This window comes from Kitasatospora phosalacinea, from assembly GCF_000717185.1.
Lineage (GTDB): Bacteria > Actinomycetota > Actinomycetes > Streptomycetales > Streptomycetaceae > Kitasatospora > Kitasatospora phosalacinea_A.
The window spans coordinates 16,695-33,494 of record NZ_JNYE01000014.1; the positions used below are offsets into that span (position 1 = coordinate 16,695).

The 16,800-nt window shown below is 72.9% G+C and carries 15 protein-coding genes; all 15 read left to right on the forward strand.

Annotated features, from left to right (window positions below):
• Window positions 1-69 precede the first annotated feature (69 nt).
• On the forward strand, window positions 70-1,674 hold the full coding sequence (locus tag OO57_RS07965) for a serine/threonine-protein kinase (protein WP_051776889.1): 1,605 nt from the start codon (window positions 70-72) through the stop codon (window positions 1,672-1,674).
• An 89-nt stretch (window positions 1,675-1,763) separates the two neighbouring features.
• Window positions 1,764-2,972 (forward strand): cyclic dehypoxanthinyl futalosine synthase, encoded by a 1,209-nt coding sequence (gene mqnC / locus OO57_RS07970; protein WP_033251608.1) that lies wholly within the window; start codon window positions 1,764-1,766, stop codon window positions 2,970-2,972.
• 10 nt (window positions 2,973-2,982) lie between these two features.
• Window positions 2,983-3,582: a hypothetical protein gene (locus tag OO57_RS07975; RefSeq protein ID WP_033251609.1), complete on the forward strand. Its 600-nt coding sequence runs from the start codon at window positions 2,983-2,985 to the stop codon at window positions 3,580-3,582.
• 159 nt (window positions 3,583-3,741) lie between these two features.
• Window positions 3,742-4,299, forward strand: coding sequence for a hypothetical protein (locus OO57_RS07980; RefSeq protein ID WP_158715054.1), 558 nt, complete (start codon window positions 3,742-3,744; stop codon window positions 4,297-4,299).
• Window positions 4,300-4,343: 44 nt separating this feature from the next.
• Window positions 4,344-5,039, forward strand: a complete 696-nt coding sequence (locus OO57_RS07985) for a demethylmenaquinone methyltransferase (protein WP_033251611.1) — start codon at window positions 4,344-4,346, stop codon at window positions 5,037-5,039.
• A gap of 95 nt (window positions 5,040-5,134) precedes the next feature.
• Complete coding sequence (locus tag OO57_RS07990; RefSeq protein WP_033251612.1) at window positions 5,135-6,412, forward strand: geranylgeranyl reductase family protein; 1,278 nt, start codon at window positions 5,135-5,137, stop codon at window positions 6,410-6,412.
• A 135-nt stretch (window positions 6,413-6,547) separates the two neighbouring features.
• Window positions 6,548-7,459, forward strand: coding sequence for a DMT family transporter (locus OO57_RS07995; RefSeq protein WP_051776890.1), 912 nt, complete (start codon window positions 6,548-6,550; stop codon window positions 7,457-7,459).
• 452 nt (window positions 7,460-7,911) lie between these two features.
• A complete protein-coding gene (locus OO57_RS08000) occupies window positions 7,912-8,271 on the forward strand; it encodes an NADH-quinone oxidoreductase subunit A (RefSeq protein ID WP_014137597.1) in 360 nt (119 codons plus the stop codon).
• Window positions 8,272-8,355: 84 nt separating this feature from the next.
• Entirely contained in the window at window positions 8,356-8,910 is a 555-nt protein-coding gene (locus OO57_RS08005) for a NuoB/complex I 20 kDa subunit family protein (RefSeq protein ID WP_033251613.1), read from the forward strand.
• Entirely contained in the window at window positions 8,907-9,617 is a 711-nt protein-coding gene (locus OO57_RS08010; protein WP_033251614.1) for an NADH-quinone oxidoreductase subunit C, read from the forward strand. The genes OO57_RS08005 and OO57_RS08010 overlap by 4 nt, the downstream gene beginning before the upstream one ends.
• A complete protein-coding gene (locus OO57_RS08015; protein WP_033251615.1) occupies window positions 9,617-10,945 on the forward strand; it encodes an NADH-quinone oxidoreductase subunit D in 1,329 nt (442 codons plus the stop codon). Before OO57_RS08010 ends, OO57_RS08015 begins: the two co-directional genes overlap by 1 nt.
• Complete coding sequence (gene nuoE, locus OO57_RS08020; RefSeq protein WP_033251616.1) at window positions 10,942-11,682, forward strand: NADH-quinone oxidoreductase subunit NuoE; 741 nt, start codon at window positions 10,942-10,944, stop codon at window positions 11,680-11,682. The genes OO57_RS08015 and nuoE overlap by 4 nt, the downstream gene beginning before the upstream one ends.
• Window positions 11,682-13,040 carry an NADH-quinone oxidoreductase subunit NuoF gene (gene nuoF, locus OO57_RS08025; RefSeq protein ID WP_033251617.1) on the forward strand — a complete coding sequence of 453 codons (1,359 nt, stop codon included), beginning with the start codon at window positions 11,682-11,684 and terminating at the stop codon, window positions 13,038-13,040. Before nuoE ends, nuoF begins: the two co-directional genes overlap by 1 nt.
• A complete protein-coding gene (locus OO57_RS08030; RefSeq protein ID WP_033251618.1) occupies window positions 13,037-15,478 on the forward strand; it encodes an NADH-quinone oxidoreductase subunit G in 2,442 nt (813 codons plus the stop codon). Before nuoF ends, OO57_RS08030 begins: the two co-directional genes overlap by 4 nt.
• The gene (nuoH, locus tag OO57_RS08035; RefSeq protein WP_033251619.1) at window positions 15,475-16,800 is read left to right on the forward strand and encodes an NADH-quinone oxidoreductase subunit NuoH; all 1,326 of its coding nucleotides are present in this window, start codon (window positions 15,475-15,477) and stop codon (window positions 16,798-16,800) included. The genes OO57_RS08030 and nuoH overlap by 4 nt, the downstream gene beginning before the upstream one ends.

Below are 16,800 nucleotides of genomic sequence, written 5' to 3' on the forward strand. Positions count from 1 at the left end.
CCGCCCGCCCGCCGCCCTGGGATGATCGGACCGGCCGGGAGGCCCTGAGCAGGGAACGAGGGGGCGGGCATGGAACTGCTGACGGCAGACGACCCGGCGGCGATCGGCGACTACCGGCTGCTGCGCCGCCTCGGCGCGGGCGGCATGGGACGGGTCTACCTGGGCCGGACCGCGGGCGGCCGGACCGTCGCGGTCAAGGTGGTGCGCTCCGAACTCGCCGACGACCCCGAGTTCCGGGCCAGGTTCCGCCAGGAGGTGTCCGCGGCCCGGCGGGTCGGCGGCCGCTGGACCGCCCCCGTGCTGGACGCCGACACCGAGGGCCCCCGCCCCTGGGTCGCCACCGGCTACGTCGCCGGGCCCTCGCTCGGCGAGGCCGTCCGCACCGCCGGACCGCTCCCCGTCCCCTCCGTGCACGCCCTCGGCAGCAGGCTCGCCGAGGCCCTGGAGCAGGTGCACGCCCTCGGCCTGGTGCACCGGGACGTCAAGCCGTCCAACGTGCTGCTCGCCCTGGACGGCCCCCGGCTGATCGACTTCGGCGTCGCCCGCGCGCTCGACGCCGCCACCACCCTCACCCACAGCGGCTACGTGGTCGGCTCGCCCGGCTTCATGTCGCCCGAACAGGCCGCCGGCTCGCCCGCCGGACCGGCCGGCGACGTTTTTTCGCTCGGCGCACTGCTCGCCTTCGCCGCGACCGGCACCGCCCCGTTCGGCGAAGGCGTCAGCGCCGCCGTCCTGCTCTACCGGGTGCTCCACGAGCAACCCGAACTCGACGGCCTGCACGGCGAACTGCGCGAGGCCGTCACCGCCTGCCTCGCCAAGGACCCGGCGCAGCGCCCCACCCCCGCCGAACTGCGCGCCCGCCTCGCCCCCGCCGGCGGCCCCGAGGGCTGGCTGCCCGGCCCGCTGGCCGCCGCGGTCGGCCGCGCCGCCGTCGAACTCCTCGACCTGGAGGGCACCGCCGGGCCCACCGGCGCCGTCACCGCCGACCGGGTGCCGACCGTGCTGGACGGCGGGCGGCGGACCCCCGGCCCCGAGCGGCGGACCCCCGGCCCCGAGCGGCGCACCGGACGGCGCCGGGCGGTGGCGGCCGCCGCCGCGGCGGTGCTGGCGGGCGCGCTGTACGGCGGGCTCGCGGCCTCCGGCCACCTGCCCTGGTCGCCGGACGACCCCGCGACGAGCGCCCCGCCCGGGCAGGACGCGGCCACCGGGACGCCCACCGGGACGCCCAGCGGCCCGGCGAGCGGCCCGGCGAGCGGCCCGGCGAGCGGCCCGGCGAGCGGCACGCCCGGCGGCACGGCGACACCGGTGAAGGGGAACGGCGAGGCGCTGCCCGACGCCTTCGTGGGCACCTTCAAGGGCACCATCACCACCAAGATCGTCCCGCTGGCGTCCACCTTCACCGTCACCTTCGCCCCGGGGAAGGTCGGCGAGCAGGTCGGGCACACCAGCAACGCCTCCCAGCTCAGCAGCACCGTCTGCCGGGGCGTGCTCACCCTGCTCTCGGTCGCGGACGGCGAGGTCCTGCTGCAGGAGCGCCCGGACGGCACCGACAGCGCCTGCACCGGCGTCCCCGAGAAGCAGACGTACACCCTGCTCGCCGACGGCGGCCTGCACGTGGCGGTCTCCGGGGCGGCGCTCGGCTCCGACCCGGAGGGCGACCTGGCCAAGCAGTGAGCGGCGCGGAACGGGCCTGCGGTGGGGCCGAAATGTGCTGGCGTAGGCTGGGCGAGTCGCCCCTCCGATGAAGAAAGCAGGCCCGCCAGGTGTCCGAGCAGAACCTTTCCGCCACCCAGTTGCAGGCCGTACTGGACCGCGCGGCCGAGGGCGGCCGGATCACCGCCGAGGAGGCCCTGGAGCTGTACCGGTCGGCGCCGCTGCACGCGCTCGGCGCGGCCGCGGACGCGGTGCGGCGGCGGCGGTACGCGGGGGTCGAGCACATCGCCACGTACATCATCGAGCGGAACATCAACTACACCAACGTCTGCGTGACGGCGTGCAAGTTCTGCGCGTTCTACGTGCCGCCGAAGAGCGACAAGGGCTGGTCGCGGGAGCTGGACGAGGTCCTGCGCCGGTGCGCGGAGACCGTCGAGCTCGGCGGCACCCAGATCATGTTCCAGGGCGGGCACCACCCCGACTACGGGGTCGAGTACTACGAGGAGAACTTCGCCGCGATCAAGGCGGCGTTCCCGCAGCTGGTGATCCACTCGCTGGGCGCCTCCGAGGTCGAGCACATGGCGAGGATCTCCGGCGTCTCCGTCGAGGAGGCGATCACCCGGATCCACGCCGCGGGCCTGGACTCCTTCGCGGGCGCCGGGGCCGAACTGCTGCCGGAGCGGCCGCGGAAGGCGATCGCGCCGCTGAAGGAGTCCGGCGAGCGCTGGCTGGAGATCATGGAGACCGCGCACCGCCTCGGCGTCGAGTCGACCTCCACCATGCTGATGGGCACCGGCGAGACCAACGCCGAGCGGATCGAGCACCTGCGGATGATCCGCGACGTGCAGGACCGCACCGGCGGCTTCCGGGCGTTCATCCCGTACACCTACCAGCCGCAGAACAACCACCTGAAGGGCTCGACCCAGGCCACGGTCTTCGAGTACCTGCGGATGATCGCCATCGCCCGGCTCTTCCTCGACAACGTCGCGCACATCCAGGGCTCCTGGCTCACCACCGGCAAGGAGGCGGGCCAGCTGTCGCTGCACTACGGCGCGGACGACCTGGGCTCGGTCATGCTGGAGGAGAACGTGGTCTCCGCGGCCGGGGCCAAGCACCGCTCCAACCTGCACGAGCTGATCCACCTGATCCGCACCGCGGGCCGGGTGCCCGCGCAGCGCTCCACCACCTACCAGCACCTGCGCGTCCTCGACGACCCGGCGAACGACCCGGTCGACCCGCGGGTCGCCTCGCACATCGCCTCCACCGCGATCGAGGGCGGCACCGCGCACCCCGAACTGACCATCCTCGCGACGAACTGACCCCCGCGCCGTGCTGACCCTGCACCGGGCCCGCCAACTGTTCACCGGCACCGGACCGGTCGCGGACGGGGCGGTGCTGGTCGACGGCGCGCGCGTCGCCGCGATCGGCCCCGGCGCGGAACTCGCGGGCGGCCCGGCGAGGGTCCGGGAGTGGCCCGGGGTGCTGGTGCCCGGGCTGCTCAACCGGCACGGCGCCTGGCTGCTGGAGACCGCCTACCACCCGGACCCGCGGGAGGAGGCCGGCGACCTGCCGCTGCTGCCGGAGCGGGAACTGACGGACGCGCAGCGGGGCGGCAGCGCCCGCCGCGGGCTGCAGCGGCTCCTCGGCCACGGCGCGACGGCCCTGGCGGGCCCGCTCGCCCGCCCCTCCGTCCGCACGGCCCTGGCCCGCTCCGGCCTGCGCCACCTCCCCGGCGGGGAGGCCGGCCCCGGCCCCCTCGACCCGCTCGCGGCAACGCCGTTGGCGGACGCCGTGCACCGGCCGCTGACGGTCGGCGGCGCGGCGGACTTCGCCGTGTTCGCGGTCGGGGCGGTGGAGGAGCTGGAGGGCGGCGGAGCGGTCTGCCTGGCGACGGTGCTGGACGGGCGGCTGCTGTACCGGCGGCGGTAGCGCCGCCGCGGGTCTCGGCACGGGTGCCGGCGCGGGTGCCGGCGGGGACGGTTCGTTCGGTGGCGAAGGGTTCCGGCGTTTCTGACTCCCCGTGACCCGGGATGCCCTTTGCGGCTAACATCCCGGTTCAGACCTCAGCCCGAGTCAGGAACAGGACGTATGCGAGCCGCGACCCCCGATCGTCCTCGGACCCGCACCGGCCGGGGGTGGTACGTCGGAGCCGTGCTGAGCGCGGTGGTGGCGGTGGCGATGTGCCTGCTGGGGTGGCGCCAGGCCGACCAGGCCGACCGGATCGACGCGCACCCGGTGCGGGTCGAGGGGACGGTCACCCAACTCCCCGGCGGCAGCGGCTCGTACAGCCAGGTCGCGTACCCGGTGGACGGGCGGCGGCTGACCGCGGCGGACCTGTGGCTGCCGTCGGACGCGCAGGTGGGCGACCCGATCTGCCTGGAGCACGCGGCGGACGACGCCGGTGCGGTGCGGGTGTGCGGCAAGACCTACCCGCAGCCGGTGGGCGTCGGGCTGGCGCAGACCAGCGTGCCCGCGGCGGTGCTGCTGTGCGCGCTGTGCCTGTGGCGGATCCGGCGCACCCGGGCGGGCGCGCAGCGGGAACGGGCCGCGTTCACGGTCGCGTTCGCCGCGGAGGGGATGCCCGCGCTGACCCACGGCAAGCGCTCCCGCCGCCGCCGCAAGGGGGGCCGCCGCGCCCTGCGGTGAGCCCTGGTGGCGGCCCGCCGCGTCGCAAGGTGAACAATGGGGGCGTGACCCGAGCCCATCTGGACAAGCAGCCGCAGGACGTCGCCGCCATGTTCGACGACGTCGCGGCCAAGTACGACCGCACCAACGACGTGCTCTCGCTGGGCCAGGCCCGGCTGTGGCGGCGGGCGGTGGCCGATGCGGTGGGGGCCGTCGCGGGCCAGCGGATCCTGGACCTCGGTGCGGGCACCGGGACGTCCTCGCTGCCGTTCCTGGAGGCCGGTGCCGACGTGGTGCCGTGCGACTTCTCGATCGGGATGCTGACCGAGGGCAAGAACCGCCACCCCGAACTCGCGCTCACCGCGGGCGACGCGACCCGGCTGCCGTTCGCGGACGAGTCCTTCGACGCCGTGACGATCTCCTTCGCGCTGCGCAACGTGCAGGAGCACGAGACGGCGCTGCGGGAGATGCTGCGGGTGACCAAGCCCGGCGGGAAGCTGGTGATCTGCGAGTTCTCCACGCCGACCTGGACGCCGCTGCGCACGGTCTACACCGAGTACCTGATGCGCGCGCTGCCGCCGGTGGCGACCCGGGTGTCGTCCAACCCGGAGGCGTACGTGTACCTCGCGGAGTCGATCCGGTCCTGGCCGGACCAGCCCGCGCTGGCCGCCCAGTTGCAGCAGGCGGGCTGGGCGAAGGTGGCGTGGCGCAACCTGACCGGCGGCATCGTCGCCCTCCACCGCGGCTTCAAGGCCCCGTAGACTGCGGTGGTTCGGCACCCCGTCCGCCGGGAAGGCGTCGGCGGGGCGGCCGTCCCCGACTCCGTGACCCCGACGCGCTCAGGAGAGAGCCCCGTATGACCGAGACCGCCGTCGAGTCCACCGCCGACGTCATCGTGGTCGGCGCCGGTCCGGCCGGCTCCAGCACCGCGTACTGGCTGGCCCAGGCGGGCCTGGACGTGCTGCTGCTGGAGAAGACCGAGTTCCCGCGCGAGAAGGTGTGCGGGGACGGCCTGACGCCGCGCGCCGTCAAGCAGTTGGTCGACATGGGCATCGACGTGTCCGCCGAGGGCTGGCTGCGCAACAAGGGCCTGCGGATCATCGGCGGCGGCGTCCGGCTGGAGCTGGACTGGCCGGACCTGGCCGCGTTCCCCGACTACGGCCTGGTGCGCAAGCGCGCCGACTTCGACGAACTGCTGGCCCGGCAGGCGCAGAAGGCCGGCGCCCGGCTGTACGAGAACTGCAACGTCAGCGGGCCCGTCCAGGACCGCACCGGGCGGATCACCGGCGTGACCGCCAAGATCGGGCCGGACAAGCGCGAAGTGGAGTTCCACGCACCGCTGGTGGTCGCCGCGGACGGCAACTCCACCCGGCTGTCGCTGGCCATGGGCCTGCACCGGATCGAGTCCCGGCCGATGGGCGTCGCCTACCGGACGTACTTCACCTCGCCCCGGCACGACGACGACTACCTGGAGTCCTGGCTGGAGCTGTGGGACACCCGCGGCGGGCAGAAGAAGCTGCTGCCCGGCTACGGGTGGATCTTCGGCATGGGCGACGGCACCTCCAACGTGGGCCTGGGCATCCTCAACTCCTCGCCCGCCTTCGGCGACCTGAACTGGCGCGAGGTGCTGAAGAGCTGGTGCGCCGGCATGCCCGAGGAGTGGGGCTACACGCCGGAGAACATGACCGAGCCGATCCGCGGCGCGGCCCTGCCGATGGCCTTCAACCGGCAGCCGCACTACACCCGCGGCCTGCTGCTGGTCGGCGACGCGGGCGGCCTGGTCAACCCGTTCAACGGCGAGGGCATCGCCTATGCGATGGAATCCGGCCAACTCGCCGCGGGCGTCATCGTCCAGGCGATGGCCCGGATCACCCCGGAGGGCCGCGAGCGCGCCCTGGCCCGCTACCCGCAGCTGCTCAAGGACACCTACGGCGGCTACTACACGCTCGGCCGGGCCTTCGTGAAGCTGATCGGCAACGACAGGGTGATGCGGATCGCCGCCGAGCGCGGCCTGACCCACCCCGTGCTGATGAAGTTCGTCCTCAAGCTGCTGGCCAACCTGACCGACCCGACCGGCGGCGACGTCGCGGACCGGATCATCAACGGCCTGACCAAGGTGGCGCCGCGCGCCTGACCCCGGGCTCCGCGGAGGCGGCGGGCGGGCGCGAAAGCGTTTGCCCGCCGCCTTCCGCGTGCGGGAGAGTGGCGGCCTCCGAACGTCCCGTCCGATGCCGCACGGGCCCCCGACGACCCTTCCGGGAGCCGTGCCATGGCCGTCGTGTCCGTCGATGCCCGTCCGCAGTCGGTGCGCGACCTGCCGTTGGTGGCGGTCGCGGTGGTGTGGGGTTCGAGCTTCCTGGTGGTGAAGCGGGTCGCCGAGCCGGAGACGGTGGTGGCGGTGCTGGCGCTGAGGTTCGCGCTGGTGCTGCCGGTGCTGGGGGCGGTGGCGTGGCGGCGGCTGCGCGGGCTGTCGGCGGCGCAGTGGGGCGGCGGGGCGGTGCTGGGGGTGGTGCTGGGGGCGGTGTTCCTGCTGGAGACGTACGGGGCGGTGCACACCTCGGCGACCAACGCGGGGCTGGTGATCAGCCTGACGATGGTGCTCACGCCGCTCGCGGAGGCGGCGCTGCGGCGTTCGGCGCCCGCGGGGGCGTTCCTGGCGGCGGCGGGGCTGTCGGTGCTGGGGGTGGCGCTGCTGACCGGGGACGGCGGGCTGCGGGCCCCGTCGGCGGGCGACCTGCTGGTGCTGGGCGCGGCGGTGGCGCGGACGGTGAACGTGCTGGCGACGGCCCGGCTGCGGTCGGTGCGCGGGGTGGACGCGCTGGCCCTGACCTGGGTCCAACTGGCTTTCGCGACGGCCGTGTTCGTGCTGGCGGCGCCGCTGGCGGGCCCGTCCCCGCTGAGCGTGGCGGCCTCCTTCGACGCGGCGCGCTGGGGCCTGCTGCTGTACCTGTCGCTGCTGTGCACGCTGTTCGCGTTCTTCGCGCAGTTGTGGGCGGTGCGGGCGACCTCGCCGTCCCGGGTGAGCCTGCTGCTGGGCACCGAGCCGCTGTGGGCGGCGCTGTTCGGGATCGCGCTGGCGGGGGACCGGCCGGGTCCGCTCGCGCTGCTGGGGGCGGTGGCGGTGCTGGCGGGCACCGAGTGGGGGCGGCGGCGGGCGCCGCGGTTCCCGTCGGCCCCTTGAGGGCGGCTCCCGGGAGCGGCTCCTTGAGAGCTTGTGAACGAAGGGTCAAGCGGCCGCCGTTCCGGGTCCACCGCCAGGGTGAGATCCACTATCACGTAAACCGGATCACTCCGAAATTTGCCCCGACTGCCGCAGAATTGATATAGGGCGTGGCCGAACGGCAGTCGTTTCGCTCCGGGTTGCGACCGTATGTGGTCAATCGCCCGCTCTGGGTCGAACAGTGGTGACCGATCCGCTTTCGCGGGCCTTCGTCGGGTGGCGAAGATCACAAAGATCATCGGGAACTGCGTGTCGCAGATCACAAGCCGACAGGCATAGGATGCGCTCCAACCTGGCTTTGTGAACTGCCTCACATGGAGCCGGATCCCACGAAGTGGATCATCGGTTCACCCTTGGTGACCTGGTGGTTCCGATTTGCAGTCAAGGACGACTGGACGGAGGGAGCGGGGGCTATGAATGCCTACGCGCCGATCCTCGTACTCGGTGCCATCGCGGCGGCGTTCGCGGTCGGCTCCGTCGTGATGGCCTCGCTCACCGGCCCGAAGCGTTACAACCGGGCCAAGTTGGAGGCGTACGAGTGCGGCATCGAACCGACCCCGCAGCCGGTGGGCGGCGGTCGGTTCCCGATCAAGTACTACCTGACGGCGATGCTGTTCATCGTCTTCGACATCGAGATCGTCTTCCTCTACCCCTGGGCGGTCAGCTTCGACGCCCTCGGGATCTTCGGGCTGGTCGAGATGCTCCTGTTCATCGCCACCGTGTTCGTCGCCTACGCCTACGTCTGGCGCCGCGGCGGCCTGGAGTGGGACTAGACCACCGGCTGCCGCGGCGCGGGACGCGCGCGTTTGTGAACGGGCGGACAAGCCACCGGACTCGAGGGCATTGAGAGGGAACTGATGGGTATCGAGGAGAAGCTGCCGAGCGGCTTTCTGCTCACCAGCGTGGAGGCCGCCGCGGGCTGGGTGCGGAAGGCGTCGCTCTTCCCGGCCACCTTCGGTCTGGCCTGCTGCGCGATCGAGATGATGACCACCGGAGCGGGCCGCTACGACCTGGCCCGGTTCGGCATGGAGGTCTTCCGCGGCTCGCCCCGGCAGGCCGACCTGATGATCGTGGCGGGCCGGGTCAGCCAGAAGATGGCACCGGTGCTGCGGCAGGTCTACGACCAGATGCCGAACCCGAAGTGGGTCATCTCGATGGGCGTGTGCGCCTCCTCCGGCGGCATGTTCAACAACTACGCGATCGTCCAGGGCGTCGACCACATCGTCCCCGTGGACATCTACCTGCCGGGCTGCCCGCCCCGCCCGGAGATGCTGATGGACGCGATCATCAAGCTGCACGAGAAGATCCAGCACGAGAAGCTCGGCGTGCACAAGCGCCGGGCCGAGGAGGAGGCCGAGCGCCTCGCGCTGCAGGCCGTCCCGACCAGCGAGATGCGGGGGCTGCTGCGATGAGCGACGAGCAGAAGCCCGAAGTCCCGGCGACCCGGCGGGAGATCCCGGTCGAGGTGGTCGGCGCCCGGCAGGGCATGTTCGGCGCCCGCGGCACCGGCGACACCTCCGGCTTCGGCGGCCTGACCGCGCCGATCGTGCTGCCCGGCGCCAGCGAGCGCCCGTACGGCGGCTGGTTCGACGAGGTGGCCGACGAGTTCGAGGGCGCGCTGGAGGAGCAGGGGCTCGACCCGGCCGACGTGATCTGGAAGACGGTCGTCGACCGCGGCGAGCTGACCTTCCACGTCGAGCGCACGCACCTGCTCAAGGCGGTGCGGATCCTGCGCGACGACCCGGCGCTGCGCTTCGAGCTGTGCCTGGGCGTCAGCGGCGTGCACTACCCGCAGGACAAGGGCCGGGAGCTGCACGCGGTCTACCACCTGCGCTCGATCACCCACACCCGGCTGATCCGGCTGGAGGTCACCGCGCCCGACGCCGACCCGCGGATCCCGTCCGTGGTCAGCGTCTACCCGACCAACGACTGGCACGAACGGGAGACCTACGACTTCTTCGGCCTGGTCTTCGAGGGCCACCCGGCGCTCACCCGGATCATGATGCCGGACGACTGGCTGGGGCACCCGCAGCGCAAGGACTACCCGCTCGGCGGCATCCCCGTCGAGTACAAGGGCGCCCAGATCCCGGCTCCCGACCAGCGGAGGTCGTACAGCTGATGAGCAGCACCCACTACGAAGCAGGCGCCCGGGAGACCACCGAGGGACGGGTGTTCACCGTCACCGGCGGCGACTGGGGCGAGGTCGCCGAGGCGGTGGCCGGCGCCGACGACGAGCGGATCATCGTCAACATGGGCCCGCAGCACCCGTCCACCCACGGCGTGCTGCGGCTGATCCTGGAGATCGACGGCGAGACGGTCACCGAGGCCCGCTGCGGCATCGGCTACCTGCACACCGGCATCGAGAAGAACATGGAGTTCCGCAACTGGGTGCAGGGCACCACGTTCGTGACGCGGATGGACTACCTCACCCCGCTGTACAACGAGACCGCCTACTGCCTGGCCGTGGAGAAGCTCCTCGGGATCACCGCGGACGTGCCCGAGCGGGCCACCGTGATCCGGGTGCTGATGATGGAGCTCAACCGGATCTCCTCGCACCTGGTGGCGCTGGCCACCGGCGGCATGGAGATCGGCTCCACCACCCTGATGATCTACGGCTTCCGGGACCGCGAGACCGTCCTCGACATCTTCGAGCTGGTCACCGGCCTGCGGATGAACCACGCGTACGTCCGCCCCGGCGGCCTGGCGCAGGACCTGCCGCCCGGCGCGGTCGACAAGATCCGCGAGGGCGTCAACCTGCTGCGCTCGCGGATGCACGAGTACGACAAGCTGGCCACCGACAACCCGGTGTTCAAGGCCCGGCTGGTCGACGTCGGCTTCCTCGACCTGCCCGGCTGCCTGGCGCTCGGCGCCACCGGCCCGATCCTGCGGGCCACCGGGCTGCCGCACGACCTGCGCAAGACCGACCCGTACTGCGGGTACGAGACCTACGACTTCGACGTCGCGGTGGCCGACACCGCGGACTCCTACGGGCGGTTCCTGATCCGCCTGGAGGAGATGAAGCAGTCGCTGCGGATCGTCGAGCAGTGCCTGGAGCGGCTGGCCCCCGGGCCGGTCATGGTGGCCGACAAGAAGATCGCCTGGCCGTCCCAACTGGCCGTCGGCCCCGACGGCATGGGCAACTCGCTGGACCACATCCGGAAGATCATGGGCACCTCGATGGAGGCCCTGATCCACCACTTCAAACTGGTCACCGAGGGCTTCAAGGTGCCGGTCGGCCAGGCCTACGCCGCGGTGGAGTCGCCCAAGGGCGAACTCGGCGTGCACGTGGTCAGCGACGGCGGCACCCGGCCCTACCGGGTGCACTTCCGCGACCCGTCCTTCACCAACCTGCAGACGATGGCCGCGATGTGCGAGGGCGGCCCGCTGGCCGACGTGATCGTGGCGGTGGCCGGGATCGACCCGGTGATGGGAGGCGTGGACCGGTGAGCAGCACAGAACTCGGCCTGCCGGCGCTGCCGGCCAAGCCCTACCCGCCGGAGGTGGCGTCCCGACTCGCCGCCGACGCACGGGAGTTGATCTCCCGATACCCGCAGTCCCGGTCCGCGCTGCTGCCGCTGCTGCACCTGGTGCAGGCCGAGGACGGCTGCGTCACCCCGACCGGGATCCGGTTCTGCGCCGAGCAGTTGGACCTCACCACGGCCGAGGTCACCGCCGTCGCGACCTTCTACACGATGTACCGGCGGCGCCCCGCGGGCGAGTACCACGTCGGCGTGTGCACCAACACGCTGTGCGCGGTGCTCGGCGGCGACCAGATCTTCGAGGAGCTCTCCGAGCACCTCGGCATCGCCAACAACCGCACCACCGAGGACGGTTCGGTCTCGATCGAGCGGATCGAGTGCAACGCGGCCTGCGACTACGCCCCCGTGGTGATGGTCAACTGGGAGTTCTTCGACAACCAGACCCCTCAGAGCGCCAAGCAGCTGGTCGACCAGCTGCGCGCCGGGCAGGAGGTCAGCCCCACCCGCGGCGCCAAGCTCTGCTCGTTCAAGGAGACCTCCCGGATCCTGGCCGGGTTCGCCGACGGGCGCCCCGGCGCCAACGACGAGTCCGGGGCGGGCGGCGCGCCCTCGCTGGCGGGCCTGCGGCTGGCCAAGGGCGAGGCGCTGCCCGGCGCCCCCGGCACCAAGGTGGTCTCCCCGCGGCACGAAGGGACGGAAGCGTGATGACCTCCGCCGAACCGGCCGAGAAGCTCCTCTCCCCGGTCCTGTCCGCCTCCTGGGACGACCACCGCCCCTGGACGCTGGAGACCTACCGCCGCCACGGCGGCTACGACGGCCTGACCGCCGCCCTCGCGATGGCCCCGGACGACGTGATCGCCCTGGTCAAGGACGCGGGCCTGCGCGGGCGCGGCGGCGCCGGCTTCCCCACCGGCATGAAGTGGCAGTTCATCCCGCAGAACGACGGCAAGCCGCACTACCTGGTGGTCAACGCCGACGAGTCCGAGCCGGGCACCTGCAAGGACATCCCGCTGCTGTTCGCCAACCCGCACTCGCTGATCGAGGGCATGGTCATCGCCTCGTACGCGATCCGCTGCGAGCACGCGTTCGTCTACCTGCGCGGCGAGGTCGTCCCGGTGCTGCGCCGCCTCCAGGCGGCCGTCGCCGAGGCGTACGAGGCCGGGTACCTCGGCAAGGACATCCAGGGCTCCGGCATCAACCTCGACATCACCGTCCACGCCGGCGCGGGCGCGTACATCTGCGGCGAGGAGACCGCGCTGCTCGACTCGCTGGAGGGCCGCCGCGGCCAGCCCCGGCTGCGGCCGCCGTTCCCGGCGATCGCGGGCCTGTACGCCTGCCCGACCGTGGTGAACAACGTCGAGTCGATCGCCTCGGTGCCGCCGATCCTGGCCCGCGGCAAGGACTGGTTCAAGTCGCTGGGCACCGAGAAGTCGCCCGGCTTCACCCTGTACTCGCTCTCCGGGCACGTCACCAACCCCGGCCAGTACGAGGCGCCGCTCGGCATCACGCTGCGCCAGCTGCTGGAGATCTCCGGCGGCGTCCGGGCCGGGCACCGGCTCAAGTTCTGGACGCCGGGCGGCTCCTCGACCCCGATGTTCACCGACGAGCACCTCGACGTCCCGCTGGACTACGAGGGCGTCGGCGCGGCCGGGTCGATGCTCGGCACCAAGGCGCTCCAGGTCTTCGACGAGACCACCTGCGTGGTGCGGGCCGTCACCCGGTGGACCGAGTTCTACGCCCACGAGTCCTGCGGCAAGTGCACCCCGTGCCGCGAGGGCACCTACTGGCTGGTCCAGCTGCTCAAGCGGATCGAGTCCGGCCAGGGCGAACCGGGCGACCTGGAGAAGCTGCTGGACATCGCCGACAACATCAACGGCAAGTCCTTCTGCGCGCTGGGCGACGGCGCGGCCAGCCCGATCGTCTCCTCGCTCCAGCACTTCCGCGCCGAGTACGAGCAGCACCTCAACGAACACCGCTGCCCGTTCGACCCGGCGGCCTCCACCGTCTGGGCCGACCGGGCCCCCGTCCACGAGTCCGCCACCGAGAGGGAGGTGCACGCGTGACGGTCACGGAGCCTTCCACCCAGACCGAGCTGGTCACGCTCACCATCGACGGCGTCGAGGTCAGCGTCCCCAAGGGCACGCTGGTGATCCGCGCCGCCGAGCAGATCGGCACCCAGATCCCGCGCTTCTGCGACCACCCGCTGCTCGACCCCGCCGGGGCGTGCCGCCAGTGCATCGTGGAGGTGGAGGGGCAGCGCAAGCCGGTCGCCTCCTGCACGATCCCGGTCGCCGAGGGCATGGTGGTGCGCACCCAGGTCTCCTCGCCGGTCGCCGAGAAGGCGCAGCGCGGCGTGATGGAACTGCTGCTGATCAACCACCCGCTGGACTGCCCGGTCTGCGACAAGGGCGGCGAGTGCCCGCTGCAGAACCAGGCGATGTCCACCGGCGACACCGACTCCCGGTTCGAGGGCGTCAAGCGGACGTACGAGAAGCCCGTCCCACTCTCCACCCAGGTGCTGCTGGACCGCGAGCGCTGCGTGCTGTGCGCGCGCTGCACCCGCTTCTCGCAGCAGATCGCCGGCGACCCGTTCATCGACCTGGTGGAGCGCGGCGCGCTGCAGCAGATCGGCACCGGCGTCGACCAGCCGCTGGACTCGTACTTCTCCGGCAACACCATCCAGATCTGCCCGGTCGGCGCGCTCACCTCCGCCGCCTACCGGTTCCGCTCCCGCCCGTTCGACCTGGTGTCCTCCCCGTCCGTGTGCGAGCACTGCTCGGCGGGCTGCGGGCAGCGCACCGACCACCGGCGCGGCAAGGTGCTGCGGCGCCTGGCCGGCAACGAGCCGGAGGTCAACGAGGAGTGGAACTGCGACAAGGGCCGGTTCGCGTTCCGCTACGCCCAGCAGCGCGACCGCTTCACCACCCCGATGGTCCGCGGCGAGGACGGCGAACTCGTCGCCGCGTCCTGGCCGGAGGCGCTGGCCCGGGCCGCCGAGGGGCTGCGCGGGGCGCGCGCCGCGGTGCTCGCGGGCGGCCGGGTCACCGTCGAGGACGCGTACGGCTACGGCAAGTTCGCCCGCCTCGCGCTCGGCACCAACGACGTCGACTTCCGGGCCCGGCCGCACAGCGGCGAGGAGGCCGACTTCCTGGCCGCCGCCGTCGCCGGGACCGGCGTGGACCTGGACGGCGCCGGGGTCTCCTACCGGCAGCTGGAGGCCGCCCCGGCCGTGCTGCTGGTCGGCCTGGAGGCCGAGGAGGAGGCGCCGATCGTCTTCCTGCGGCTGCGCAAGGCCAACCGGGCGAGCGGGCTGCGGGTCTTCTCGATCGCCACCCACGCCACCCGCGGCCTGGCCAAGCTGCGCGGCGCGCTGCTGCCCGCCGCCCCCGGCACCGAGGTCGAGTGGCTGGCCGCGCTCGCGGGCGACGAGGTGCTCGCCGACGACGCCGGACGCTGCGCCGACGCGCTGCGCTCCCCGGGCGCCGTCGTGCTGGTCGGCGAACGGCTCGCGCAGACCGCGGGCGGCCTGAGCGCCGCGCTGCGCCTGGCGCACGCCACCGGGGCGAAGCTCGCCTGGGTGCCGCGCCGGGCCGGTGAGCGGGGCGCCGTCGAGGCGGGCGCGCTGCCCGGGCTGCTGCCCGGCGGCCGGTCCGTCGCGGTGCCCGCCGCCCGCGCCGAGGCCGCCGCGCACTGGGGCGCCGAGCTGCCGTCCCGCCCCGGCCGCGACACCGGCCGGATCCTGGCCGCCGCCGCCGCGGGCGAACTGGACGCGCTGGTGGTCGGCGGCGTCGGCCTGGACGACCTGCCGGACCCGGCGCTCGCCGAGGAGGCGCTAGCCCGGGTCGAGTTCGTGCTCTCGCTGGAGCTGCGCCCGTCCGCGGTCACCGCGCACGCCGACGTGGTGCTGCCGGTCGCGGCGGTCGCCGAGAAGGCCGGCACCTTCCTGGACTGGGAGGGCCGGGTCCGGATGTTCGAACCGGCGCTCAAGCCCGACCAGTTGATGCAGCGCCACCTGCACGCCGACGTCCGGGTGCTGAACATGGTCGCGGACGCGCTGGGGAGGCCGATCGGCCTGCCCGACGTCCGCGCGGCCCGGCTGGAGCTGGACCGTTTCGCCCCGTGGACGGGCGACCGTCCGGCCGCGCCCGCCGCCCACCCCGCCGCGCTGCCCCGCCCGGCCACCGGGCAGGCGGTGCTGGCCGGGCACCGGATGCTGCTGGACAACGGCTCGCTCCAGGAGGGCGACACCCACCTGGCCGGGACGCGGCACGCCGCCGTCGCCCGGCTGTCCGCCGCCACCGCCGCCGAGGTCGGCGCGACGACGGCGCTGCGGGTCACCGGCCCGGCCGGGTCGCTGACCCTGCCGCTGGAGGTCACCGACGCGATGCCGGACCGCACGGTCTGGCTGCCGCTCAACTCGACGCCGGACGGCGGCGCGTACCGCGCGCTCGGCACCACGGTCGGCCACCTGGTCACCATCGCCCCGGCGGAGGAGTCATGAGCGTCCTTGCTGCTGCCGACACGCTCGGCTTCTTCGGCCGCGATCCGTGGTGGCTGGTGCTGCTGAAGGCGGTGTTCTGCTTCGCGTTCCTGGTCGGGACGGTGCTGATCGCCATCGTCTGGGAGCGCAAGGTCGTCGCCTGGATGCAGCTGCGGATCGGCCCGAACCGGCACGGCCCGTGGGGCCTGCTGCAGTCGCTGGCCGACGGCGTCAAGCTGGCGCTGAAGGAGGACCTGGTCGTCAAGAACGCCGACAAGGCGGTCTACGTCCTGGCGCCGATCGTCGCGGCGATCCCCGCGTTCATGGCGTTCGCGGTGATCCCGTTCGGCCCGGCCGACAACGAGGTGTCGATCTTCGGCACCCGGACGCCGCTCCAGCTGACCGACCTGCCGATCGCGCTGCTGTACATCCTGGCCACCGCCTCGGTGGGCATCTACGGCATCGTGCTGGCGGGCTGGTCCTCCGGGTCGACGTACCCGCTGCTGGGCGGCATCCGCTCCTCCGCGCAGATGATCAGCTACGAGATCGCGATGGGCCTGTCGTTCGCGGCGGTGTTCATCTACTCGGGCTCGATGTCGACCTCGGAGATCGTCTCCTCGCAGCAGCCGACCTGGTTCGCGGTGCTGCTGCCGGTGTCGTTCATCGTGTACGTCATCGCGATGGTCGGCGAGACCAACCGGGCGCCGTTCGACCTCCCGGAGGCCGAGGGCGAGCTGGTCGGCGGCTTCAACACCGAGTACTCCTCGCTGAAGTTCGCGATGTTCATGCTGGCCGAGTACGTCAACATGGTCACCGTCTCGGCGGTCGCCTCCACGCTGTTCCTGGGCGGCTGGCGCGCCCCGTGGCCGGTCTCGACCTTCTGGGAGGGCGCGAACCACGGCTGGTGGCCGATGCTGTGGATCGTGCTGAAGATCCAGCTGCTGCTGTTCTTCTTCATCTGGCTGCGCGGCACCCTGCCCCGGCTGCGCTACGACCAGTTCATGAAGCTCGGCTGGAAGGTCCTGATCCCGGTCTCGCTGGTGTGGCTGGTGATGGTCTCCACCGTGCGGGCGCTGCGCAACGAGGGCTACGACTTCGCCAAGGTGGTGCTGTACGTGGGCGCGCCGCTGGCGGCGGTGCTGCTGGTCGCGCTGGTGGTCGACCTGCTGCGCAAGAAGCCTGCTCCGGCGCCGGAGGCCGCCCCGGCCTTCGACCCGATGGCCGGGGGCTACCCGGTGCCGCCGCTGCCCGGGCAGGAACTGCCCCCGGTGCCGCGCCGCCGCCGCCGGACCCCGCAACTCCAGGACGCCCTCAACGGCGCCGACCATTCCGAAGGGAGCTGA